Here is a 24,234-nt window from a genome sequence, read left to right as displayed (position 1 = left end):
CGCGCGGGCGGCGGGAAGGCGCAGCTGGCGTCGGGGCGCCGACCCCCTCGCGACGGGACCGGCTCGTGAGCGTGCCTGCCGCCCCAAGGCGCCGACGACGCGTCGAACATCACGCTGTCATGGCAAAAGGGGTAAAATATGTTGCGTGCATGTGAGTGGCCAGTCGGAGGAACGGCCTCCAGATGGCCTCGCGAAAGGAGACAGTATGGCAGTCAAGGTTGCTATTAACGGCTTCGGCCGCATCGGCCGTCTGGCGTTCCGTCAGATGTTCTCGCACGAGGGCACCGAGATCGTCGCGATCAACGACCTCACCTCGCCGGACATGCTTGCCTACCTTCTGAAGTACGACTCCACCCAGGGCAACTACTCCCGCGACCACAAGGTCGAGTCCACCGAGGACTCCATCATCGTGGACGGCAAGAAGATCACGATCTACGCCGAGGCTGACGCCTCCAAGCTGCCGTGGGGCGAGCTTGGCGTTGACGTCGTCCTCGAGTGCACCGGCTTCTACACCTCCAAGGCCAAGGCGCAGGCCCACATCGACGCCGGCGCCAAGAAGGTCGTCATCTCCGCTCCCGCGGGCAATGACCTGCCCACCATCGTCTTCAACGTCAATCACGAGTCGCTGACTGCTGACGACGACATCATCTCCGCCGCCTCCTGCACCACCAACTGCCTCGCTCCCATGGCGAAGGGCCTCAATGACTTCGCCCCCATCGTCTCGGGCATCATGACCACCATCCACGCCTTCACCGGCGACCAGATGACCCTCGACGGCCCCCAGCGCAAGGGCAACAAGCGTCGCTCTCGCGCCGCCTCCGAGAACATCGTCCCCAACTCCACCGGTGCCGCCAAGGCCATCGGCCTCGTCCTGCCCGAGCTCAACGGCAAGCTCATCGGTGCAGCCCAGCGCGTCCCCACGCCCACCGGCTCGCTCACGAACCTCTACGCCGTCGTTGACAAGAAGGTCACCGTGGACGAGGTCAACGCCGCGATGAAGGCCTATGCCGAGTCCATCCCCGAGACCTTCGGCTACAACGAGGACGACATCGTCTCGCGCGACATCATCGGCGAGACCCACGGCTCGATCTTTGACGCCACCCAGACCATGGTCCAGGACCTCGGCAACGGCCAGAGCCTCGTCCAGGTCACCTCGTGGTACGACAACGAGAACTCCTACACCTCTCAGATGGTCCGCACCATCAAGTACTTCGAGAAGTTCGTCGCCTAGGCGGGAGCACTCGTAGCCTCATGGGGGGTGCGGTCGCAGGTCCTTGGGCCGCGGCCGCACCCTCCCTCGTATCACGGGCACCGCTACCAGAAGGAGCGAGCATGGCATTTACCAAGAAGACCGTCCGTGACGTCAACGTGGACGGCAAGCGCGTCCTCGTGCGCGTCGACTTCAACGTTCCCCTCAAGGACGGCGTCGTCACCGACGACACGCGCGTCCGCGCCGCCATCCCCACGATCACCTACCTCAAGGATCACAACGCGGCCGTCATCCTGATGAGCCACCTCGGTCGCCCCAAGGGCGACGGTCCCGAGCCCGAGCTGTCGCTCAAGCCCGCAGCCGACAAGCTGGCCGAGCTGACCGGCTATGACGTCAAGTTCGTGGCCGACACCTATGGCGACGAGGCCGAGGCCGCGGTCAAGGCCCTGAAGCCCGGCCAGATCCTCGTCCTTGAGAACGTCCGCTTCCTCAAGGCCGAGAAGAAGAACGACCCCGAGGTCGCCACGAGGCTCGCCTCCTACGGCGACGTCTTCGTCCTTGACGCCTTCGGCACGGCGCACCGCGCCCAGGGCTCCGTCGTCGGCCCCGCCGCCCACATCCCGGCCGTCGCGGGCTTCCTGCTCGAGAAGGAGGTCGACACCCTGACCTCCATCTTCGCCGAGCCCGAGCGTCCCTTCGTCGCCATCGTCGGCGGCTCCAAGGTGTCTTCCAAGATCGGCGTCCTCGACCATCTCATCGACGCCGCGGACACCCTCATCATCGGCGGCGGCATGGCCTACACGTTCTTCCTGGCGAAGGGCTACACGGTGGGCACCTCCCTCAAGGAGGAGGACTGGGTCGAGCGCGCCGGCGAGATGCTCAAGAAGGCCGAGGCCAAGGGTTGCAAGATCCTGCTTCCCGTGGACAACGTCGTGGCCGACCACTTTGGCGAGGACGCCCAGGGCGAGGTCGTGGACTCTGACAAGATCCCTGACGATCGCATGGGCATGGACATCGGCCCCAAGACCGTCGAGCTCTACTGCGAGGCCGTCAAGGGCGCCAAGACCGTCTTCTGGAACGGCCCCATGGGCGTCTTCGAGATGGACCAGTTTGCCACCGGCACCGAGGCCGTGGCCCGCGCCATCGCCGACGCCGACTGCACGTCCATCATCGGCGGCGGCGACTCGGTGGCCGCCATCAATAAGTTTGGCCTGGCCGACAAGATGAGCTGGATCTCCACTGGCGGTGGCGCATCCATGGAGCTCGTCGAAGGCAAGGCCCTTCCCGGAGTGGAGGCGCTTCTCGATGCGTAACCGTATGATCGCCGGCAACTGGAAGATGAACAAGACCTACACCGAGGGCGTCATCCTCGCGCAGGGCCTTGCCAAGGAGCTCGCCGACGGCAGCGGCGACGTGGACGTCGTCGTGTGCCCGCCCGCCGTTGACCTCAAGGGCGTCGCGGAGGTCATCGAGCAGGAGGCCGCGCCCTTCGCGCTGGGCGCCCAGAACGTCTACTGGGAGGAGAAGGGCGCCTTCACCGGCGAGACCGCTCCTGACATGCTCACCAACGTGGGCGTTCGCTACTGCATCATCGGTCACTCCGAGCGTCGGGGCTACTTTGGCGAGACGGACGAGGACGTCAACCGCAAGGCAAAGGCCCTGATGGCCCACAGCCTCATCCCCATCAGCTGCTGCGGCGAGCCGCTTGAGGTTCGCGAGGCCGGCACTCATGTTGATTTTGTCGTCGACCAGATCAAGAAGGACACGGCAGGCCTCACCATCGAGGACCCCTCGGCGTACGTCGTCGCCTATGAGCCCATCTGGGCCATCGGCACCGGCAAGACCGCCACGGCCGACGACGCCCAGGAGGTCTGCGCCGCCATCCGCGCGACGCTCACCGAGGTCTTCGGCGCCACGACGGCCGACGGCATCCGCATCCTGTACGGCGGCTCGGCCAAGCCCGAGAACGTCGCCGGCTTCCTCGATCAGAGGGACGTCGACGGCGCCCTGGTGGGCGGCGCGTCGCTCAAGGCGGACTCCTTCGCCGCCATGGTGAGGGCGGCCATGTAGGCAGGCCGGACGTGCGCCGCGCTCATCTGTGCTAAAGTACCAGCGAATGCGCATGTGTCGGGGGCCGGCGATGCGACGGCGTCGCCGGCCCCGTCGTCAAAGGAGCCTCTGTGGGTATTTTCAACACCATCGTCCTCATCCTGATGTTCGTCTCGGCCTTCCTCAGCATCGTCCTCATCCTCATGCATTCCGGCAAGGGGACGGGCGTGTCGGACATGATCGCCGCCTCGCTGTATAACGCCAGCGCGGGGACGGGCATCCTCGAGCATAATCTCGACCGCCTCACCCTCATCACGACCACGGTGTTCGTGGTCTGCGTGCTGGTGCTTGCCATCACCTTCCCCAACGGCACCATCCTGGGCGTGTAGCGCAATCGGATCGCCCGCGGGCGGCAATGTCGCCAGCGGGGGAAAGTTTTCGATGGGCGTCCTGTTTGGCCTAGCGTTGCAATACCTGCATGCCTTGGCATAAAATAGGTACTACTATCCATAAACATGGGCTGGTTAAGCGGTATCCCCATGTTTTCCCATAGAGTTGCGCGACGGCGTCATGTTCGTCGCGCATGGAAACGGAGGAACTTCATGCATCAGAACCATGCAGTAACGCGCCGTGGCTTCGTTGCGGGGGGGCTCGCGTCGACGGCCCTCGCGGCCCTTGCCGGATGCGGCAAGAAGAACGCCGGGTCCTCTGAGGGCGGCACGGGCGCCGGCGGCACCCTGAAGTACTACATCAACAACCCCGTTGCCATTGACCCCTACAACACCCAGGAGGACCAGGGCACGCAGGTCGAGCACATCCTGTTTGACGCGCTCACGGACTACGACTGGGCAAAGGGCGCGGTCGTCCCCAAGGCGGCCGAGTCCTGGGAGTCCAACGACGACGACACCGAGTTCACCTTCCACCTGGTCAAGGGCGCCAAGTTCCACAACGGCGATGCCGTGGACGCCAAGGCGTTCAAGCGCGGCTTCGAGCGCATCTGCGACCCCGACATGCCCACCCCCTCCGAGATCAACTACCACCTTGCCCCCATCGTGGGCTACGAGGAGATGCTCAGCAAGAAGGCCAAGGAGCTTTCGGGCGTCACCTGCCCCGACGAGAACACCCTCGTCATCAAGCTCAACGCCCCCATGGCCGACTTCCCCACGGTCTGCTCGCACCCCGCCCTCGCGCCGGTGCCCCAGGCCGCGCTGGACGACCCCGCGTCGTTCCTCAAGCACCCCATCGGCAACGGCCCCTTCATGATGGACGGCGACTGGGTGGCCGACCAGTACATCAACGTCAAGCGCTTTGACGACTACTACGGCGAAAAGGCCAAGCTCGGCGCCATCAACTTCTCCATCCAGAAGGACCCCACCACCGCCTTCCGCGAGTTCGAGGGCGGCAACCTCGATATGGCGCAGATCCCCACGGGCCGCTTTGGCGAGATCAGCGAGAAGTACGGCAAGTCCGAGGACGGCTATACCGTCACCAAGGGCCACCAGGTCCTCACCGGCGCTGAGCTCTCGGTGTACTACCTCGCCGTCAACTGCGAGAAGATCACCGACGCGACCGTGCGTCACGCCATCTCGCTGGCCATCAACCGCCAGAACATCTGCGACACCCTCTTCGAGGGCACGCGCACCCCTGCCGACAGCGTCTTCCCCAAGATTCTTGACCCCGGCATGGACAACTCCTGGCCCGACTGCAAGTACGACAAGGCGGCCGCCCAGAAGCTCGTGGACGACAACAACCTCGCGGGCACCGAGATCACGCTCAGCTACAACTCGGGCGGCGGCCACGAGGACATCATGTCCATCATCCAGAGCGACCTCGAGGCCGTGGGCTTCAAGGTGACGCAGGAGTCCCAGGAGTGGGCGTCCTACCTCACGAAGCTCGGTGACGGCAGCTTCCAGATGGGTCGTCTCGGCTGGATCGCCGACTATCCCACGATGGACAACTTCATCTATCCCAACTTCTACAGCACTGCGGACAACAACTACTCCAAGTACAACAACCCCGCAGTTGACAAGGCCATCGACGAGGCGCGCCAGATCACGGACGAGGACAAGCGCAAGGAGGCCTTCCGCGCCATCAACAAGACCCTGGGCGAGGACATGCCCATCATTCCCCTGATGTTCTACTCGCACAACTGGGTCGGCAGCTCCCGTATCGAGAAGCTCTACCTTGATCCGCAGAGCAAGGTTGACTTTGCGACCGCAAGCATCCAAGCTTAGGTCTTGCTGATTTTGGTTTCGCGTAGGTCGTAGCGACACACGATGGTGGTGGGGCATCGGTAGCACGGTGTCCCACCCCTCGTTTTGTATGAGCGATAGGGCGTCCCCCGCCAGAAAGGACCAAGCCTGGGGCGTCTCATGGAGGAGTCCTTCGTATGGGCAAGTACATCGTCAAGCGCGTTCTTCAGTTCATCCCGGTGTTTCTGGGCGTCACGCTCATTCTGTTTGCCATGCAGAACATCGTCCCCGGTGACCCCATCAAGCTCATCGCCGGAGAGAAGAAGCTCGATCCGCAGACCGAGCTCAACCTGCGTGCCACGTATCACCTCATCGACACCGACGCCGACGGCAAGCCCATCCTTGACGAGAGCGGCAATCCCGTCGAGACCCCCCTGTGGAAGCGCTACACGCTGTATCTGGGCGGGCTTCTCCAAGGTGACCTGGGCGTCTCCTACCAGCAGTCCGGCAAGAGCGTCTCGTCCATCCTCATGGAGAAGTATCCCTACACCATCCGCCTTGCCGCCGTCGCCATCCTCGTCGAGGCGGTGATCGGCATCCTGGCGGGCATGGTGTCGGCCATCAAGCGCTACTCGTTCTGGGACGTGCTCGTCACCCTCTCTACGTCCATCCTCGTCGCCATGCCCGCGTTCTGGCTGGGCATGCTGCTGCAGCTCTTCTTTGGCATCATGGTCAAGGACTGGACGGGCGGAGGCTTCTATCTGCCCATCTCGGGGGCGGGGGGTCCCACCGCCGAGTTCAACGCGGGCATGTACTACATCCTGCCTGCCATCACGCTGGCTTCGGTCTCAACGGCCTACACGGCGCGCATCATGCGCTCGCAGCTGCTCGAGGTCATGAACCAGGACTACATCCGCACCGCCCGGGCCAAGGGCCTCTCCCGTCGGGCGACCATCTTGCATCACGCGCTCAAGAACGCCCTCATCCCCGTCGTCACCTACATCGGCATCGACTTTGGAGGCATGCTCGCCGGCGCCATCCTCACCGAGACGGTGTTCAACTGGCCGGGCGTGGGCTTTGAGACCTATCGCGCCATCACGCAGCGCGACTGGCCCATCGTCATGGGTTCGGTGACGATCATCGTTATCGTCGTCATGGTCATCAACCTCATCGTGGACATCAGCTACGCCTTCCTCGATCCTCGCATCAGGTACGGCAGCTCCAAGGATCAGGGATAGGGGGGAGGCTGACATGAGCCTCAAGTCATGGATGAAGGGCGAGCCCGTCGCCGTCGAGACGCCCGACCAGCAGCGCGACGCCGCGCCGGCCGAGGGAACGACGATCGATGCGGGCGCGCCCTCGCGCACGCTCTGGGGTGACGCCCTGGCGCGCCTCAGGCGCAACCGCCTGGCCATCATGGCGGTCATCTGGATTGTCTTCATTGTGCTCGTCGCCCTCACGGCCGACCTCTGGGTTCCGCAGACCCTGGGCGGGCCCACGGCGCAGCTCTATGACGCGCGCCTGCCCATGAGCGCCGCGCATCCCTTCGGCACCGACCAGGTGGGTCGCGACGTGCTCTCGCGCGTCGTCTACGGCGCGCGCATCTCGCTTGCCGTCGGCCTGCTGGCCACGGCCATCTCCACCCTCATCGGCCTCGTCATGGGCGCCGTCGCCGCCTATTACGGCGGCTTCTGGGACACCGTCATCATGCGCCTGGCCGACGTCTTTCTGGCCTTCCCGTACATCCTCTTCGTGATCGTCATGCTGGCGGTCCTGGGCTCGGGCATCCAGAACGTCTTCATCGCCATCGGCGTGCTCGGCTGGCCGTCCATCGCCCGCGTGTTCCGCTCGGCGATCCTCTCCGTCAAGGAGAACGACTACGTTGACGCGGCGCGCTCCATGGGCGCATCGGACGCGCGCATCATCATGCGCCACATCTTCCCCAACTCCGTCGCGTCCATCGTGGTGTACTCCACGATGAACATTGGTGGCGCCATCCTCACGGAGGCCGCCCTGTCCTTCCTGGGCATGGGCGTCGTGCCCCCCGATCCCTCGTGGGGCATCCTCATCGAGGACGGGCAGAAGTTCATCGCCACCCAGCCCTGGCTCATGATCATGCCGGGTCTCGCCATCCTGCTCACCGTCCTCGCCTTTACGCTGCTCGGTGACGGCCTGCGCGATGCCCTCGACGTTAAGATGAAGGATGCATAAGATGCTGTTTGGACGAAAGAAGCGCGACGAGAACTATGTTGACCTCAAGGAGCTGCCCGTTCCCGAGGGCGAGCACCTTCTGGAGGTCGACGACCTCAAGATGTACTTCCATACGCAGGACGGCGTGGTCAAGGCCGTCAACGGCGTCTCATACACCCTTGACAGGGGAGAGACCCTTGGCGTCGTGGGCGAGTCCGGCTCCGGCAAATCAGTGACCTCGCTCACCATCATGGGGCTCATCGACATGCCCCCGGGGCGCATCGAGGGTGGTGACGTGCGCTATCACGGCAAGTCGCTTCTCGCCATGAGCGAGGAGGAGATGGAGCACATTCGCGGCAACGACATCGCGATGATCTTCCAGGACCCCATGACCTCCCTCAACCCGGTGTACACCATCGGACGTCAGCTGGGCGAGGGTCTCAGGCTGCATCGCGGCTACTCCAAGAAGGAGGCCCTTCAGCGCTCCGTCGAGCTCCTTGACATGGTGGGCATCCCCAACCCGGAGCAGCGCGTCAAGGACTACCCGCACGAGTTCTCGGGCGGCATGCGCCAGCGCGTCATGATCGCCATGGCGCTTGCCTGCGACCCCGACATCCTCATCGCCGACGAGCCCACCACGGCCCTCGACGTGACCATCCAGGCGCAGATCATCGAGCTCATGCAGGAGATGCAGCAGAAGAACGGCAACGCAATCATCATGATCACGCACGACCTGGGCGTCGTCGCCGACGTCGCGGACAAGATCATGGTCATGTACGCGGGCCAGCCCGTGGAGTTCGGCACGGCCGACGAGATCTTCTACAGCCCCCTGCATCCCTACACCTGGGGCCTCAACCGCTCCATCCCTGATCCCGTCATCGACGAGAAGCGCCCGCTCACGCCCATCACGGGCAACCCGCCTTCGCTGGTCAACGTGCCTGCCGGCTGCCCCTTCTCGCCGCGCTGCCCCTATGCCACAGAGCGCTGCCACACCATGGCGCCCGAGCTGCACGTGAGCGAGACGGGTCACTACGCCCGCTGCCATTTTGCGGGCGATGCCGCCTTCGTCGCCGCCAATGCCCCCGCCACCTCGCGCACGCGGGGCAAGTCCGCGCCCGACACGCCAAAGGCGCATGCCCCCAGGCATGCCGCGGCACAGGAAGGAGGCGAGGCATAGATGGGACAGGACAGGCATGAGGGCACTCAGCCCCTGCTCAAGGTCGAGCACCTCACCAAGGAGTTTCCCGTCGAGGGCGGCGTGATCTCCGCGCATCGCAAGGGCTCCAAGAAGGTGCACGCCGTCGAGGACGTGAGCTTTGAGATCTATCCGGGCGAGACCTTTGGCCTCGTGGGCGAGTCGGGTTGCGGCAAGTCCACGACCGGCCGCTCCATCATGCGCCTCACGACGCCCACCTCGGGCACCGTCATCTTTGACGGCAAGGACGTCTCCACGATGAGCAGGGCCGAGTTCAAGTCCATGCACCGCGACATGCAGTACATCTTCCAGGACCCCTATGCCTCGCTCAACCCGCGTATGACGATCGGCGAGATCGTCTCCGAGCCGCTTACCATCCACAACGTCATGCCCGACGCCGCCGAGCGCACGGCGTTCGTGCGCGAGCTGCTGGACGTCGTGGGCCTCAACCCCGAGCACATCAACCGCTACCCGCACGAGTTCTCGGGGGGGCAGCGCCAGCGCGTGGGAATCGCCCGCGCCTTTGCCCTCAGGCCCAAGCTCATCATCTGCGACGAGCCCGTCTCGGCCCTGGACGTGTCCATCCAGGCCCAGGTGCTCAACCTCCTGTCCGACCTTCAGCGCGAGTTTGGCACGGCGTACCTGTTCATCGCCCATGACCTGTCGGTCGTCCAGCACATCTCGGACCGCGTGGCCGTCATGTACCTGGGTCACCTGATGGAGCACTCCGACTGGAAGTCGCTCTACACGGAGCCGCATCATCCCTACACCCAGTCGCTCCTCTCGGCGGTGCCGGTGCCCGACCCGGACATTCAGCACGCTCGCAAGCGCATCATCCTGGCCGGCGACGTGCCGAGCCCCATCGACCCGCCCAGCGGCTGCCCCTTCCACACGCGCTGCCCCATCGCCCAGGGCCGCTGCTCGAGTGAGGTGCCCACGCTGCGTAAGGTGCTGCCCGGGCACTACTGCGCCTGCCACTTTGCCGAGAAGAACCCCATCAAGGAGAGCTCGATACGGCTGTAGGTGAGGGTGCGGTCTGAGGGCGTGGCCTCACGGGCCGCGAGCTGTGGGTCGCGGACGGCGGGGCACGGCGTCGTCGTAAAAATTGTTGTTGCCACGATTACGGCGCTGTGGTATCGTTTCTTTCGCACCAAACGAATGTCGGAGTGGCGGAATTGGCAGACGCGCTAGCTTGAGGTGCTAGTGACTGACTAAAAGGTCGTGCGGGTTCAAGTCCCGCCTCCGACACCACGAGTGTCAAAGAGCGTTCCCGCAGGTAGAGGCCACAGGCCAACCAACGGGAGCGCTCTTTTTTCTCACATGGGTGGCTCGCCTCGTCTCATGGGAGTTCACCGCGTCCCATGGACGCTCGCCTTGCGGGACCCACCGCTGCGGCATCGGGCCCAGGGCACGCCCGCCACGACTGATGGAGGTCATGATGGCGCGAGAGATCGTTCGGCGGATTGACGGCATCGGCGCCCGCGGCGTCAACGCCACCCTCGCCGGCCTGCTGGCCCTCACGAGCGATGCCGTCCTCGCCTTTGACGGGACGGGGCGCGTGCTGCTGGCCAACGAGCATGCGCAGCGGCTCTTCGTCCACGGCCCTCGAGGTCTCGTCGGGACGGACGTGCGCGCCCTGTTTCCCCCTGCGGTGGGCGTGGTGCCCAGACGGCCCTTCTCTCCCTCCTCGCTGCCGTTTCCCGTGGACGGGAGTCAGCAGCTGCTCACCTGCCTCACGGGTGACGGCGCCCAGACCGAGCTTGCCGTCCGCGCTCGCGAGGTGGGCATGACGGATGGTTCTGCCCACGGGCCCTATCTTGTCGTCGCGCACGAGGCGGATGCTTCCAAGGCCGCCGACGACGAGCGCGAGCGTCTCGTGGGCGAGCTCTCGCGCGCCAACCACCGGCTCGCGGGCACGCTTGACATCGTGCTGGGCACCCTGGGCACGCGGGACGTGACGACCCTGCTCGAGAAGGTCATAGAGGAGATCACCCAGACCATGGAGGCCACGGGCTCCCTCTTCTTTGTCGCCGAGGGTGACGGCTACCACCTGCGGGGGCGCAGCTCCGCCCTCAGGCAGGCGCGGGTGTCTCGCTACATGCCCTTTGGCTACATGATCGAGAAGCTCACCACGCGTGCGGGTCGCGCCCTCAGGCTGAGGGTGCTCGAGCCGGGACGCGACGCCCTCAGGCGGGGACGCCCGGCGTTTCGCGAGATGGTGGACGAGGAGACCCGCGAGGTCTTTGAGGTGCGTGCCGAGACGCTGCCGCCGTTCGTGAGCTTCATCGCCGTGCCCGTGTGGTTTGGCGGCCACGTGATCGCCCTCATCGAGGTGGGGTGGGAGCACGTGCATCCCACGCGTCGTGAGGACGCCGAACTGCTGGACGCCGTCGCCCAATACCTTTCCGTGCAGCTCGTGGGCGCCTTCTCGGCCCTGCGCCAGCGCAAGGGGGACCACCTGGACAACGTGGCCTCCCGGCTTCGCGCGCGGCTCATGGAGGCCAGCGGGGCCAAGGAGGCCCCGGTCCTGTCCTGTCTCGCGAGCGCCTGTCAGGAGCTGCGTGCCACCCCCTGCGCCGTGCGCGTCGTCACGGGAGCTGACGGCAACGTCACGGTGGCCCTGCCGGGAGGTGACGTGCCGCTTGCCGTGGATCTGGGGCTGACGACGCCCCTGGTTGCCTGCGCCCACGGCGACGTGGCCGAGTCGGAGGTCCTGGGCATCGCGACGGAATCCGACCTGGCCCGATGGCTCGACGCGCACGGGGCGTCGGACCGAGGGGCAGTGCTTGACCTGGGCTGCCTAGGGGGGCGCCGACAGGTGTTCTTGGTGTTGCGCGACGCCACCGCCGAGCCCTTCGATGACCTTGAGCTCCGCTTTCTGCGGGTAGTCGCCCATGACATCCGGGAGCTCACCCTGGGCGAGGAGGCGCGCCGGCAGGACCAGCGCATCGCCCAGGCCCTGCAGACGGGGATGAGAAACGAGCTTCAGAGCGTGAGGGGCCTGTCCGCCCAGGGCATCTATTCCTCCGCCACGGCGACGGCCTACGTGGGCGGCGACTTCTACGACCTCGTGCGCCTGCCTCACGAGCGTGCCTGTGTGATCATGGGTGACGTCTCGGGAAAGGGCGTGGAGGCGGCATCCGTCTCGGCCGCCGTGCGCACGGCGCTGGGCGCCTACTCGTGGCAGGGCCTCTCGCCCGCGCGCATGGTGCGCCTGCTTAACGACTTCCTGCTGGGCTTCTCGCGCCTTGAGACCTTCGCGACGCTCTTCGTGGGCATCGTGGACCTGCGGGTGAGCCTTCTTACCTACTGTTCTGCGGGACATCCGCCGGCGCTGCTCGTGAGAGGCGACACGGGCGAGATCGAGAGCCTGGACGTACAGTCGGGGGTCGTGGGCGCCTTTCACGAGATGGACTACAAGAACGGCAGGGTGAGGCTCTCGGAGGGCGACCTGCTGCTGCTGTATACCGACGGGACCACGGAGGCGCGCTCGCCGGACGGGGCGTTCTTTGGCGAGGAGGGCCTGCGCGACGCCGTCATGACCCAGGCGACCCGGGGCTATGAGGGCTTCCTTGACCGTCTGCTCGCGACGTTGGACGCGTTCACCGACCGTCAGCTCGAGGATGACGTCGCCATGGTGCTGCTACGCTTTGACAGTCTGGGCGGTGGCCTCGCACCGTGATGCCGACGGGGCGTCGGGCGCGTCACGTCGCACGGCGCCCCCTTCGCGTCACGTCGCACGGCGCTCAGCGTCGCCCCGTCTAGCTCCCGGGGCTTTGGGGAACAAGCAGTCCATGGACACACATCCCAACATCGCGGTGGTGCATGTGGGCGGTGATTTGGACGTCACGACCGTCCCTCGCACGCGACGGCTCGTGGAGGGCCTCATCGATGACGGTTGCCGGCGCATCATTCTCAACATGGCCGCCGCCACCGCCATCGACTCCACGGGCCTGGGCTTCGTCCTGGGCGAGATTCGTCGCATGCGCTCCGTGGGGGGGCTTCTCTCCATCACCGAGGCCAACGAGTGCGTCATGCGCACCCTGAGGCTGTCAAGGCTCGTTGACTTCGCGCCCGTCTCGGGCGCGGGCGGCTCTCGACAGGTGCAGGAGCTGCCGGCGTCCGCCGTTCCGCTCTGGCGCTGCGTCGTGCGCATCGACCCTTCGGACCTTGCCGGCACGCGCGCCAGCGTGGAGCGCCATCTGTCCCGGGTCGGCATGGATTCGGACCGCCTGTTTGACCTCATGCTGACGGTGGGCGAGGCCATCGGCAACGCCATCGACCACGCCGCCGGCGAGTGCGCCCTCGTGGTGCTCGCGTGCTACGAGGACCGCGTCGTCATTGACGTCACGGACTGCGGCTGCGGCTTTGAGCTGCGGGCGGGGGAGGCCGTCCCCTGCGTGGACGAGACGTCCGAGCGCGGCCGGGGCATCAGGCTCATGCGTCTTCTCGCGGACTCCGTGACCATCGGTCGCAAGCCCTGGGGCAAAGGCACCCTGGTACGCATCGTCAAGCTGCGTCGCTAGGCGGCAAGCCGCGTCGCTTGGAGGCAAGCCGCGAGAGGGTGTAGCTGAGAGGTAGGGGGTTTGGCCTATGAAGGTGATCTCGTCTCGCATTGTTATACGTTTGAGACCCGCGCCCGCGTCGTGCCCGGGATTCCTATACGTTTGAGCGTGCCCCCGGCACAGCGCAATACGTTTGAGAGTGCCCCCGGCACAGCGCAATACGTTTGAGGGTGTCCCATCCACAGGATTATAAGTTTGAGGATTTGCAGAGATTATTACCTGGGCAAACGTCGCGCCGATTTCTCAAACCTATAGCTTCGTCTAGCTGACGCTCTCAAACGTATTGGTGTGTGGGTCCGGGTCTCTCAAACGTATTGGCGTGCGGGCTCAAGGCTTGCAAACGTAAAGGAATCCGTCCGTGCCACCACGCCGGAGGGGAACGCGCCACGCGAACCAGGAAAACCCTGTAGAGAAGACCACAGAAGAAGGGGAGAAGGGACAAAGAAGGGTGGGAGAGGGCGCACAGAAGGGTGGAGGAAGGGCGCACAGAAGGGTGGAGGAAGGGGGAGAGAAAGAAAAGGGCAGTCCCGAAGGGCTGCCCTCTCACGTTCTTGGAGGCGAGACCCGGATTCGAACCGGGGATAAAGGCTTTGCAGGCCTCTGCCTTACCACTTGGCCATCTCGCCGTACAAAAAAGGCCGAACGCGTCGGCCCAGAAAATACATGGAGCGGGCTACGGGGTTCGAACCCGCGACCTCCACCTTGGCAAGGTGGCGCGCTACCAACTGCGCTAAGCCCGCGAACGCGAGGAATAATATACGTGACCGGACTGTACGATGCAAGCACTTTTTTTGAAAACTACGAAAGTGCCGTGGGCTAGGTCTTTTCAGCTGCGGTCGAGAGGAGCTACGTATAGGATAGGGATGCCTCGTAAAACCGTCGGACGTCTCGCCAGCGCCCGGAGCTGTCCCGCCCGCCTGGGACCGGCTCGCCCGCTGAGGACGTCTCGCCCGCTCCTGCCCGCCTCGGGCGACGCCGCCTGCGGCCTGATCTCGTATAGGGAGTTGCATGCTCACCAGTATCCTCACCCTCTTCGTGCTGCTGCTCGCCGTTCGCGGTGCCCTCTTTCTCCTGCGTCAGTTCTGGACCTGGCTGGGGCGTGGAAAAGACCTCGATGACGCCATAGACCACCGCAAGATGGCCCAGACGACGCTCTCGCCCGAGCTGCGCGGCGGGCATCTCTCCCGCGCGCAGCGTCGCGAGGTGCTGAATCACGCGGTCCGCACTCGCGAGCGCTACCTGGACATCATGGACTTTGGCTGGTATCAGGTCGTCTATATCTTCGTGATCGCCTCGGTCGCGGGCCTCGTGCTCGAGGAGCTCTGGATGTTCGCGAGCGAGGGCGTCAGGCAGAGCCGCGTCGGCCTGGTGTGGGGCCCCTTCTCGCCCCTCTATGGCGTGGGCGCCGTTGCCCTCACCTATCTGGGCTTTGCCCTGCGGCGCCTTCATGCGAGCGCTCCCGTGCAGTTTGTGGTGATGGCCGTGGCCGGCGGGCTCATCGAGCAGCTGGCGGGCTGGTCCATGGACCGGATCTTCCACGCTCAGTCATGGACGTATCTGGGGCTTCCTGACCACATCACGCAGTGGGTGTCGTGCAGCTCCATGGCGCTGTGGGGGCTGCTGGGCCTGGTGTGGGTGCGCCTGGCGATGCCTGACCTGCTCTTTCGCATCGGCGAGCCCACCACGAGCCGACAGGTGCTGTTCGTGACGCTCTTGAGCGCGTATCTCGCCTTGGACGTGTTCCTGACCGTCTCCGCGTTCTACATGCGCTCTCAGCGACAGATGGGGGCGACGCCGCAAAACGCTTTCGAGACGTTCATCGACGAGCACTACACGGATGAGTGGATGGCAAACCGCTTCCAGAACATGGTGGTGGGCCAGCAGCTGCCCACGGCCGGCCTTCCGGGGGTCAACGGCACGGTCGCGACGGACACATCGGCCGCGATGGCCTGCACCATGCCGGCCGACGTGGCGGTGGGCTCGACGGCAGGAGCGGCGTCGGGCGCGTCGGAGAGGACGGCGGCAGTGACTGTGCCAGGGGCGACGGAACCCCTGCGCGAGGAGGAAACATGACGACGTCATGCCAGGGCGTCCCGGCGACGGGCGCGCGCGAGGTCTACCTTGACTATGCCGCTGCGACGCCCATGGACCCCCGCGTCATCGAGGCCATGCTGCCCTACCTGGGCGAGAGGTTCTGGAACCCCTCCGCCCCCTATCGGCGTGCCCGGCAGGCGAAGGACGCCGTCGAGGACGCGCGCAGGCGCCTGGCACGCGTCATCGGAGCCCGTCCTGACAACCTGGTGCTGACGGCCGGCGCCACGGAGGCGAACAACCTAGCCTTTGCCGCCGTTGACGCCCAGGCGGACGCCATGGTGCTGGTTGACGCCATCGAGCACGAGAGCGTGCTCTCCTGCGCGGCGGCGCGCCCGCATCGCGTGATGGGCGTGGGCTCGGATGGTCGTCTGGACCCGCGCGCGCTCGAGGCCGCCCTCTCGGCCGAGGTGGGACTCGTCTCCGTGGAGCTTGCCAACGGCGAGATCGGCGCCATACAGCCCATACGCCGGCTCTCGCAGGTCGTGGCGGCCGAGCGCCGTCGTCGCCTTGAGGTGGGGGAGAGGCGCCCCCTCTGGCTGCACGTGGACGCCTCCCAGGCCGCAGGGCACCTCTCCGTCAACGTGAGTACCCTGGGTGCGGACCTCATGACCCTCTCGGCCTCAAAAATATACGGGCCCAAGCAGGTGGGCCTTCTCTGGGCGTCGGATGACGTGACGCTCAGCCCCCTCATCCTGGGCGGCGGGCAGGAGGGCGGCCTGAGGTCCGGTACCGAGAACGTCGCGGGCGTGGTGGCGTTTGCGGCGGCGCTCGAGCTGGCCGACGGGCTGCGTGCCCAGGAGTCGCGCCGCCTGCGCGACTTGCGCAACCGCTTGCAACGACAGATTCTGACGGCCTGCCCCTGGGCCTGGGTGTCGGGCCCTCGCAAGGACGCGCGCCGCCTGCCGGGCCTTTTACACCTGTGCTTTCCGCTGCTTGACGCTCGCAGGCTGGTGATCCTGCTGGAGAGGCGCGGCGTGAGCGTGGGGACGGGTTCCGCCTGCGCGGCGAGCAAGATGCGCGTGAGCCACGTACTGTCGGCCATCGGCGTTCCCGACGAAGTCGCGGCGGGAAGCCTGCGGCTGACCCTGGGTCGGCCGACCACCGAGGACGAGGTCACCTACGCAGCCGAGGCGCTCGTGGCGGCGGTTCACGACGAGATGGGCCGCCTGCGCCTGTCAGAGGACGATATGTGCGCGGCGTCGCGGGAGCTGCGCGTCGCCGTGGGAGGGAGGTCGCCGTATGCGTGACGAGCGAAGACGGGCGCCCCGGCGCCCCATGGGGGACGAGGCGTCCTCGGCGTTCCCTGGTGCCCTGGTCTACCTGGGAATGAGCGGGGGCGTGGACTCTGCCCTGGCAGCGGCGCTGCTCGTTGAGCGGGGCTATGACGTGCGCGCCGTCTACATGCGAAACTGGAGTCGTGACCTTCCGGGGTTCAAGTGCCGCTGGAGCGACGACCTTGCCGACGCCGAGCGCGTGTGCGTGACGTTGGGCATCGGGCTTGAGGTGTGGGACTGCGAGGCGGAGTACAAGGCGACCGTCGTGGACTACCTCGTGGACGCCTATGCGCGCGGCTATACGCCCAACCCTGACGTCATGTGCAACCAGACCATCAAGTTTGGCAGCTTTGCCCGGCGCGCCTTCGCCGCGGGTGCCGACGCGGTGGCGACGGGACACTATGCCCGCGTGAGGGCAGGTGGCGACGGCCACGCGCACCTGCTGCGCGCCCGCGACGAGCACAAGGACCAGACCTACTTCCTCTGGCGCGTGGACGAGGAGGTCCTGGCGCACACGCTCTTTCCCGTGGGTGACGTGCGCGACAAGGCGCAGGTGCGCCGCATGTGCGCCGAGCGAGGCCTGGGGGTGGAGACCAAGCCCGACTCCGACGGCATCTGCTTCGTGGGCGAGGTGGGCATCAGGAGCTTCCTTTTGGACGCGCTCGAGCGGCGCCCCGGAAAGATCGTGGAATGGGAGACGGGGCGGGAGCTGGGCCGCCACGAGGGGGCCTTTCTCTTTACGGTGGGACAGCGCAGGGGTCTTGACCTGGGTGGCGGCCCGCGCCGCTACGTGGTGGACACTGACGTCGAGAGAAACGTGGTCTACGTGACGGACGATCCTGACAGTCCGGGACTCATGTGCGACGAGCTGCGTCTGAAGGACGTGCGCTGGATTTCCGGGGAGCCGCCGCGGGGGGACGCCCTGACGGTGCGCTGTCGTCACACGGGCACGCTCGTCCCGGCGGAGGTGGAGCCTATCTTGGGGCGCGAGCCTGTGGCCGCGGGCGCGGCTGCCATCGTGCACTTCTCGAGCACGCAGCGTCGCGTCGCTCCCGGGCAGAGCGTCGTGGTCTATGACGGTCTGCGCTGCCTAGGCGGGGGAATCGTCTCTCGCTGACCTCTCGCCGAGAGAGGACTGCATGGCTGGGAGCAGCGATGTCACGGCCGCGGCGTCGTGTCGCACCAACCCGGCGTCATGTCGCACCAACCCGGCGTCATGTCGCACCAACCCGGCGCCGTGTCGCGTCAACCACATGCCTCGGCATCCTTTGTCGCCCCTTCCCGCCCGACGTTGCCCCTATGCCCGCTGCCGTTGACGTCGCCTTCTTTGCCGTTTGCCAGCTCATCAAGCTTTTCAGGATCTTTGCATCCTGAAAGGCGTATGTTGAAGTGGCGGTATAACAAAAGAATACTAAGGCATACCAAATCATACTTTATACTTAGACGCAGCAGCAAAACGCAGCACCCACGTAGAACCCACGCAGCACACCCATAGCTCGGAGAATCATATGAAGGACAAGATGACTCCGATCGTCGCGAAGGTCATGCCCGAGGAGAAGGACAGGTTCTTTGCGGCGACCGAGCAGATCGGTACCACCCCGTCCAACGCCATTCGGATGTTTATCGCAGCGTTCAACCGCGCCGGGACCTTTCCCTTTGAGGTGGGGGTTCCGGCAACTGGAGATGTGAGGCGACGGCGATGCGATACAACGGTCATTGGTTAAGGCTCAAGGTGTTCATGTTGGCCTATCGGCTGGCGCCGTGCCCTTTTACCCTGAGGCTCAAGGATGCCCAGATGAGCCATTGCATCCGTCACATGTGGGTGTAGCGCGCGGCAGCTGCGGACGCAGGTGATGATGAGAGACGCGCCGCGACGTCGCCGATGACGCGGGCGCTGCGTGGCCAACGGCGGGGCGAGCACAGGAGGAGTGGGCGCGGGGGCGTGTCGGGCGCAGCTGGCGGCATCGAGTGCGGACGCGCGAGGTCTCGCCATTCTTGTGAGGTGGACAAAGTTTCTGTTGCGCTTGTTGTCGCCTTCGTCTAATATAGCTAACGCGCTGCACGGCCCCACGTGCGGCGGAACATGTTCGGGCGTTTAGCTCAGGGGGAGAGCGCTTCCCTGACACGGAAGAGGTCATAAGTTCAAATCTTATAACGCCCACCATTAACTCAGCAGCTCAGAGGCTATATCTCTGGGCTGTTTTGCATATTATCAGGAATACCATGACACTACTTGGCTGGGGGTTAAGTCAAGCTATTGATACCGGGGCGCTTGGCGGTGCTAATGACAAAATGCCTGAGATTTGGTCATTAATTTTTCGAATCCTGGGGGGATGCAAAATTAATGACGAAAAGCCTTCTTTCTGATTGTTGATAATCTGCGCTATATTTCTTTGAGACGATCGTGCCTGGCTGAAGATGCGCCCTTATTGCTATCGCCATGCATATATGCTGCTTTTGCTGCTGCTTCTCGGTCGCGTTGCTTCCCGCCGAGATGATGAGACGCAGGGCGACGATCATCTGCTGGGCTCGTGGTGGTGGACTCAACGCAAACAACGCCATACGGAACTTTCTGATTGTCGTGGGCATCCGCGCTCAGCTGTTCATGGTCACCTTGCTTTTCACCGAAGACTCCCACGCCTTCGCGCCCTCCCGTGCTCCCGACCTCATACGTTTATTTCTGGCGACGGGAAAAGGACCTTGCGCTCTGCTCCCAAGGCCGCTTGCGCATCCAAATCGGCCGCTCGCTTCTAATTATATATTGTGCACAATCTATAATATATAATTGCAGCATCATAAACGAGGCTACTCCATCAGGGTGGCCATAATGAAACGGAGCGACCATGAAGAAGTTCAACCACGTCATCGTCCGTCGTCCTTCGCATTCCTTGCTTGACGGCATCACGTCGGCCCCCGAGCTGGGCAAGCCGGACTATGACCGCGCGATTGAGGAGCACAACGACTATATCGATGCGCTGAGCAGGTGCGACGTTGACGTTACCGTTTTGCCCGCGCTCGAGGAGTACCCCGACAGCTGCTTTGTGGAAGACCCGGCCCTCATCACGCGTTGCGGTGCCGTCATCACCAACCCCGGAGCCTCGTCCCGCAACGGCGAGAAGGTCGAGATTGAGCCCATCATCCGTCGCTTTTTTGACGACGAGCACATTGCCCGCATCGAGGCGCCCGGCACGCTTGAGGGCGGCGACGTCATGATGGTTGGCGATCACTTTTACGTGGGTCGTTCCGCGCGCACGAACGAAGAGGGCATACGGCAGTTTACCAAGATCCTGAACGGGTGGCACCTTGAGGTCAGCGAGGTTCCCCTCGAGAAGGTCCTGCATCTTAAGACGGGCGTCAACTATATCGAGAACAACAACATGCTCGTGTCGGGCGAGTTCATCGACAAGCCCGACTTTGCCGACTACCACAAGATAGTAGTCCCCGAAGAGGAGGCGTACGGCGCTAACTGCATCTGGGTCAACGACACCGTCATCGTGGCGAAGGGATATCCGACCGTGCTCAAGGCGGTCAAGGACCTGGGCTACAAGACGCTGGTCGTGGATACCTCCGAGTATCGCAAGATAGACGGTGGACTCTCCTGCCTGTCCCTGCGTTTCTAGATGGCATCATGTCGCTCGACGGCAGGGTGCGAGGCGCGCTTGTCGCCCGCATCCTGCCACATAGGGGGAAATATCATGGATGCAGCAAAGAGCATTGAGCGCGCCCCAGGCATAAGGCTGGAGAGCGAAGACGTCATCGACAAGAACGGCCTCGGTCTGTTTCGACTGACCATGATGGTGATTACCGCCACCATCTGTGCGGGAATCTTCTCCTTAGCGGGCGACCTCTCTGCCGGGGGAGCAAACTCCGGCGCGGTCATCGTGAGTTGGCTCATTTGCTTTGCCGGCGTGTTCTCTCTAATGCAGGCGTTTCAGGGCCTGTCACAGGCGCGTCCGGAGCTGACGGGCGGAATCTACGCCTATGCGGCGGCCGGGTTTGGCGACTATGTTGGCTTTAACTCGGCGTGGGGATACTGGATCAGCGCCTGCCTTTCCAACGTGAGTTTCCTGCTTATGCTGTTTAGCTCGCTCGGTTACTTCTTTCCAGTGTTTGATGGGGGTAATAATCTCCCGTCGCTCGTGTGCGCGTCGGTAGCCCTCTGGGTGGTTACCTATCTGGTGTCACGGGGCGTGCATGAGGCGGCGGGCATCAACGTCATCGTCACCTTGGCCAAGCTCGTGCCGCTTGGCATGTTCGTGCTCTCCATCGTTCTGCTCGGCAGGTTTGACGTGGGAATCTTTTTGGAGAACTTCTGGGGCGAGACGAGCGGTCCCGACCTGGGAGCCCAGGTGGTGTCCACCATGATCGCGCTCGTCTGGATCTTCACGGGCATTGAGGGCGCCGTCGTGATATCGGGACGCGCCAAGTACGTCAAGGACGTCGGTCGCTCAACGGCGATGGGCTTCATCAGCGTGTTCGTCCTTTACGTGGCCATCTCGATACTGAGTCTGGGCATCCTGCCGCGTGCGCAGATGGCCGAGCTTGCCACGCCTTCCATGGCGGGCGTGCTTGATGCGGCGATCGGGCCGGTCGGCGCATCCATCGTGAACCTGGGAGTCATTCTCTCGCTCACTGGCGCGCTGCTGGGTTACGTCATAATCGCGTCAGAGACGCCGTATGAGGCTGCCGTGCAGGGCGTGTTTCCCAAGTCGTTTGCCAAGACCAACGCCCAGGGAGCTCCTGTCACGACGATCCTGGTCAGTTCCGCGATCATGCAGGTGTTCCTGGTCATCGCAGTCTACGCAAACAGCACTTACCAGTTCTTCTACACGTGCGCCGTCAATACCATCCTTGTTCCCTATGTGTGCTCCGCAGCGTATTACATGCTCATCGGCTGGAGGCGCGAGCACCTAGACGGCAAGCACGCCCCCACCGTGTCGCGGGCGCGGCTCTTTGGCACGCTGGCGTTTGTCTACACGATCTTTTTGGTGTGGACCTGCGGCCTGCAGGGCGTCATGGTAACGACCGTCCTCTTTGCTCCCGCGATCGCGGTCTATTGGTTGGGCGAGCAGGGGAGAGGCAAGGTGCCGCTGCCCCTCAGGCGAGACAAGCTGATTGCGCTCGTCGTCGTATGCCTTGCAGTGTTGTCACTGTGCCTGCACTTCTCGGGCATCATGCCGATCATCTAGGACGGCGCCGCGCGAGGGAAGATCCAAGGAGGACGGCGCCGCGTGAGGAAGGATCGCTGGGCATAGTCGGTTCGGCCGTCCGCTTCGGACGGCCGAACTGCTAGCATGGTTCAGAAGGCATCCTCTCTAGCAAGGGCCGGCTCGATGAAAACCTACAGATCGCTTAAAGAGCACGTCTACGACTACATTGCATCCCTCATCAACGAGGGCAAGCTGTCCGCGGGAGACCGTGTGAGCGAGCAGTCCGTCTGTGATGCCATTGGCGTTTCGCACACCCCGGTGCGCGAGGCGCTGATTCAGCTCTCGAGCGACGGGTACCTGGATAACGAGCCTCGCAGGGGTTTTAAAGTCAAGGGCTTTGACGAGGATTCGGCCCGCGAGATCTTTGAGACCATCGGACCCCTTGACGGGCAGGCGGCCCGTCTCGCACGCCCTCGGATGGGCGCCGAGGACATCAGGGAACTTTGTTTTCTGGTGGATTCCATGGGACTTGCGATCGAGCAGGGACTACTCAACAACTATGACAAGCTGCAGCGCGACTTTCACGAGTATTACGCCGTCCGCTGCGGAAACGAACGGCTGCACCAGCTGCTACACCAGCTGAACCGTCATTTCATTCGGCATGATTACGCACAGGTCAGTCGCGAGGAGGCGCGTCGTCTCGTTGGGAAGGCAAACGACGAGCACCGAAGGATCGTAGAGCTCTTTGAGCGGGGAGCGCTCAACGAGCTTAGCGATTACATTCGTGACGTGCACTGGGACGTCCGGAACGCCAAGTTCACCACCTGGTAGCCGGAGCCATCGCCGAGAGCGCAGGACGTGTGCGCCGTCTGACGGGATGAAGGTAGTCTGTTTTCGCGGCGCTCGGACGGTTGTCGGCCTTGCGACATGCATCCCATTCTTTCCAGTCACCTCTCCCCGGTGCGCCTCTCTACTATCATGTGACGTAAGTCACGCTGAGAAGGGAAGGCGCCCATGGTTTCGCCGACGCTCGGAAGCCTGTATGAGCTCGCATGCTCGCTTGCCCCGTGTCTCATCTACCTTGCGCTCGTCAGGCGTCGCCACGGTCTTGGCAAAGGGGAGCTGGCGCTCTCCGTCCTGTTCGTGCTCTACTTGTGGCAGGTGTTTGACCACACGGGAGCTGGCGGTCTTGTGGATGTCCTCTTTCCTCCACAGGGCGTCGTCGACCGTGTTACGGGAGAGCCCCTGGGAATCATCCATGGCAGCGTCAACCTCGTTCCCTTTGCGAGCGTCGGCATGCCGTTCTATTTGAACATCCTCATGTTCGTCCCCCTGGGCGTGTTCGTGCCGGCGTTGTCCACCCGCTTTAGGCGCATTGCTCCGACGCTCGCGTTTGGCGTCACGTTCTCGCTGCTCATTGAGCTGTCACAGCTTGTGACGGCGCGAGTCACCGACATTGACGACCTTATCGCCAACACGGTGGGGACGGCGGCTGGCTTCGTTGTCTGGTGGCTCGTGGCCGGGCGCCGCAGGCAGGGGCGGGGGCGCCATAGCGCGCCCGCGCGCCTCCGTGGCGTCAGCCCTGTCGCGCTCGCCGCGATAGCCTTCCTCTTTCGGGTGCTCCTCTTTTATCCCTTCCAGTTCTCTCGGCTCATCGGCTAGTAAGGCACCTACGACGCCTACCCCCGCACCTTCGCGCCCCTCTCGAACGGATGCTCGACGCGCCCCTTGCGGTCGGCGTGGACGTTGTCGCGGCGCTTACCGGTGACTTCGGTCACGGTCATCTTGAGGACCGTCGTCGCGGGCAGGAGCCTCTCGTTGATGGGAAAGTCCGCCTCGTGGTACTGGGCCATAAGGGCCCTGAGGGCCGCGACCTTGCCCTCGGCGGGCACAACCTCGATGATGCCGCGACCCATGACGCTCGCGTAGCCCATCGTGCAGCTCATCTGCTCGTCATACATGATAAGGGCATGGTCGCAGTCCATCTCGAAGCTCGCCCGGGCGTCCCGGGCGATGAGGTCGAGCTTCGTTCCCTTGTTCGCGCTGTGAAAGTACAGCGTGATGCGACCGTCCGTCACGTCCATGCCAAAGTTGAGAGGAACGATGTAGGGGTAGTCATCGCTGTTGAGGGCGATGCGGCAGACGTCGCACCTGCGCATGACGTTGACGATCTCGTCGAAGTCGGTGATCTCGCGGTCTCTTCTGCGCATGATGCCTCCTTGGTTGCGTGCGAATCGCATCTTACCCGGCTCATCTTGTCATTTGACTCAGATGTGGGCCTCTATGGCGCCAAAAGTGAGTCATAAGGCAAGATG

General features: G+C 64.1%; 21 protein-coding genes and 4 tRNA genes. 22 read left to right on the top strand and 3 right to left on the bottom strand.

Going from position 1 to position 24,234, the window contains the following annotated elements; genetic code table 11:
- Positions 1–205 precede the first annotated feature (205 nt).
- From gap to BN3001_RS00505, 12 genes are all read left to right on the top strand, one after another.
- Positions 206–1,231, top strand: coding sequence for a type I glyceraldehyde-3-phosphate dehydrogenase (gene gap / locus BN3001_RS00560; RefSeq protein WP_058269884.1), 1,026 nt, complete (start codon positions 206–208; stop codon positions 1,229–1,231).
- Between the two features lie 101 nt (positions 1,232–1,332).
- Positions 1,333–2,523, top strand: coding sequence for a phosphoglycerate kinase (locus tag BN3001_RS00555; RefSeq protein ID WP_058269883.1), 1,191 nt, complete (start codon positions 1,333–1,335; stop codon positions 2,521–2,523).
- On the top strand, positions 2,516–3,280 hold the full coding sequence (gene tpiA / locus BN3001_RS00550; RefSeq protein ID WP_058269882.1) for a triose-phosphate isomerase: 765 nt from the start codon (positions 2,516–2,518) through the stop codon (positions 3,278–3,280). Before BN3001_RS00555 ends, tpiA begins: the two co-directional genes overlap by 8 nt.
- 110 nt (positions 3,281–3,390) lie before the next feature.
- Entirely contained in the window at positions 3,391–3,648 is a 258-nt protein-coding gene (secG, locus tag BN3001_RS00545) for a preprotein translocase subunit SecG (protein WP_058269881.1), read from the top strand.
- A 213-nt stretch (positions 3,649–3,861) separates the two neighbouring features.
- A complete protein-coding gene (locus BN3001_RS00540; RefSeq protein ID WP_058269880.1) occupies positions 3,862–5,493 on the top strand; it encodes a peptide ABC transporter substrate-binding protein in 1,632 nt (543 codons plus the stop codon).
- 155 nt (positions 5,494–5,648) lie between these two features.
- A complete protein-coding gene (locus tag BN3001_RS00535) occupies positions 5,649–6,689 on the top strand; it encodes an ABC transporter permease (RefSeq protein ID WP_058269879.1) in 1,041 nt (346 codons plus the stop codon).
- A gap of 13 nt (positions 6,690–6,702) precedes the next feature.
- A complete protein-coding gene (locus tag BN3001_RS00530; RefSeq protein WP_058269878.1) occupies positions 6,703–7,662 on the top strand; it encodes an ABC transporter permease in 960 nt (319 codons plus the stop codon).
- Between the two features lies 1 nt (position 7,663).
- The gene (locus BN3001_RS00525; protein ID WP_058269877.1) at positions 7,664–8,818 is read left to right on the top strand and encodes an ABC transporter ATP-binding protein; all 1,155 of its coding nucleotides are present in this window, start codon (positions 7,664–7,666) and stop codon (positions 8,816–8,818) included.
- Positions 8,819–9,859 (top strand): ABC transporter ATP-binding protein, encoded by a 1,041-nt coding sequence (locus tag BN3001_RS00520; protein ID WP_058269876.1) that lies wholly within the window; start codon positions 8,819–8,821, stop codon positions 9,857–9,859.
- A gap of 137 nt (positions 9,860–9,996) precedes the next feature.
- Positions 9,997–10,087 (top strand) — tRNA-Leu (locus tag BN3001_RS00515).
- 187 nt (positions 10,088–10,274) lie between these two features.
- Positions 10,275–12,518, top strand: coding sequence for a SpoIIE family protein phosphatase (locus BN3001_RS00510; protein ID WP_235814996.1), 2,244 nt, complete (start codon positions 10,275–10,277; stop codon positions 12,516–12,518).
- A 112-nt stretch (positions 12,519–12,630) separates the two neighbouring features.
- Positions 12,631–13,362: an anti-sigma factor antagonist gene (locus BN3001_RS00505; RefSeq protein WP_058269875.1), complete on the top strand. Its 732-nt coding sequence runs from the start codon at positions 12,631–12,633 to the stop codon at positions 13,360–13,362.
- A gap of 591 nt (positions 13,363–13,953) precedes the next feature.
- Here the strand turns inward: BN3001_RS00505 and BN3001_RS00500 are convergent.
- Positions 13,954–14,027: transfer RNA gene (locus BN3001_RS00500), tRNA-Cys, on the bottom strand.
- Positions 14,028–14,065: 38 nt separating this feature from the next.
- Positions 14,066–14,141 (bottom strand) — tRNA-Gly (locus BN3001_RS00495).
- Positions 14,142–14,409: 268 nt separating this feature from the next.
- On the opposite strand from BN3001_RS00495, the gene BN3001_RS00490 reads away from it, so the two are divergent.
- The 10 genes from BN3001_RS00490 (at position 14,410) to BN3001_RS00450 (ending at position 23,581) form a co-directional block, all read left to right on the top strand.
- Entirely contained in the window at positions 14,410–15,474 is a 1,065-nt protein-coding gene (locus BN3001_RS00490) for a putative ABC transporter permease (protein ID WP_082629855.1), read from the top strand.
- Positions 15,471–16,742 carry a cysteine desulfurase family protein gene (locus BN3001_RS00485; protein ID WP_058269874.1) on the top strand — a complete coding sequence of 424 codons (1,272 nt, stop codon included), beginning with the start codon at positions 15,471–15,473 and terminating at the stop codon, positions 16,740–16,742. The genes BN3001_RS00490 and BN3001_RS00485 overlap by 4 nt, the downstream gene beginning before the upstream one ends.
- A gap of 28 nt (positions 16,743–16,770) precedes the next feature.
- Positions 16,771–17,886: a tRNA 2-thiouridine(34) synthase MnmA gene (mnmA, locus tag BN3001_RS00480; protein ID WP_058269897.1), complete on the top strand. Its 1,116-nt coding sequence runs from the start codon at positions 16,771–16,773 to the stop codon at positions 17,884–17,886.
- A 391-nt stretch (positions 17,887–18,277) separates the two neighbouring features.
- Positions 18,278–18,493: a type II toxin-antitoxin system RelB/DinJ family antitoxin gene (locus tag BN3001_RS00475; RefSeq protein WP_058269873.1), complete on the top strand. Its 216-nt coding sequence runs from the start codon at positions 18,278–18,280 to the stop codon at positions 18,491–18,493.
- Between the two features lie 365 nt (positions 18,494–18,858).
- A tRNA-Val gene (locus BN3001_RS00470) sits at positions 18,859–18,933 on the top strand.
- 59 nt (positions 18,934–18,992) lie between these two features.
- Positions 18,993–19,136, top strand: a complete 144-nt coding sequence (locus BN3001_RS08280; RefSeq protein WP_156410029.1) for a hypothetical protein — start codon at positions 18,993–18,995, stop codon at positions 19,134–19,136.
- A gap of 476 nt (positions 19,137–19,612) precedes the next feature.
- Entirely contained in the window at positions 19,613–20,389 is a 777-nt protein-coding gene (locus tag BN3001_RS00465; protein WP_058269872.1) for a dimethylarginine dimethylaminohydrolase family protein, read from the top strand.
- Between the two features lie 75 nt (positions 20,390–20,464).
- Positions 20,465–21,958, top strand: coding sequence for a basic amino acid/polyamine antiporter (locus BN3001_RS00460; RefSeq protein WP_058269871.1), 1,494 nt, complete (start codon positions 20,465–20,467; stop codon positions 21,956–21,958).
- 144 nt (positions 21,959–22,102) lie between these two features.
- Positions 22,103–22,750: a GntR family transcriptional regulator gene (locus tag BN3001_RS00455; RefSeq protein WP_058269870.1), complete on the top strand. Its 648-nt coding sequence runs from the start codon at positions 22,103–22,105 to the stop codon at positions 22,748–22,750.
- A gap of 183 nt (positions 22,751–22,933) precedes the next feature.
- Complete coding sequence (locus tag BN3001_RS00450; protein WP_058269869.1) at positions 22,934–23,581, top strand: VanZ family protein; 648 nt, start codon at positions 22,934–22,936, stop codon at positions 23,579–23,581.
- A 17-nt stretch (positions 23,582–23,598) separates the two neighbouring features.
- Here the strand turns inward: BN3001_RS00450 and BN3001_RS00445 are convergent, their stop codons facing one another.
- Positions 23,599–24,129, bottom strand: coding sequence for a pyridoxamine 5'-phosphate oxidase family protein (locus tag BN3001_RS00445; RefSeq protein ID WP_058269868.1), 531 nt, complete (start codon positions 24,127–24,129; stop codon positions 23,599–23,601).
- Positions 24,130–24,234: the final 105 nt, after the last annotated feature.

The sequence above is a fragment of the Olsenella massiliensis genome, from assembly GCF_001457795.1.
In the GTDB taxonomy this organism is placed as follows: domain Bacteria; phylum Actinomycetota; class Coriobacteriia; order Coriobacteriales; family Atopobiaceae; genus Olsenella_F; species Olsenella_F massiliensis.
This window is presented reverse-complemented; position numbering and strand designations above follow the sequence as displayed.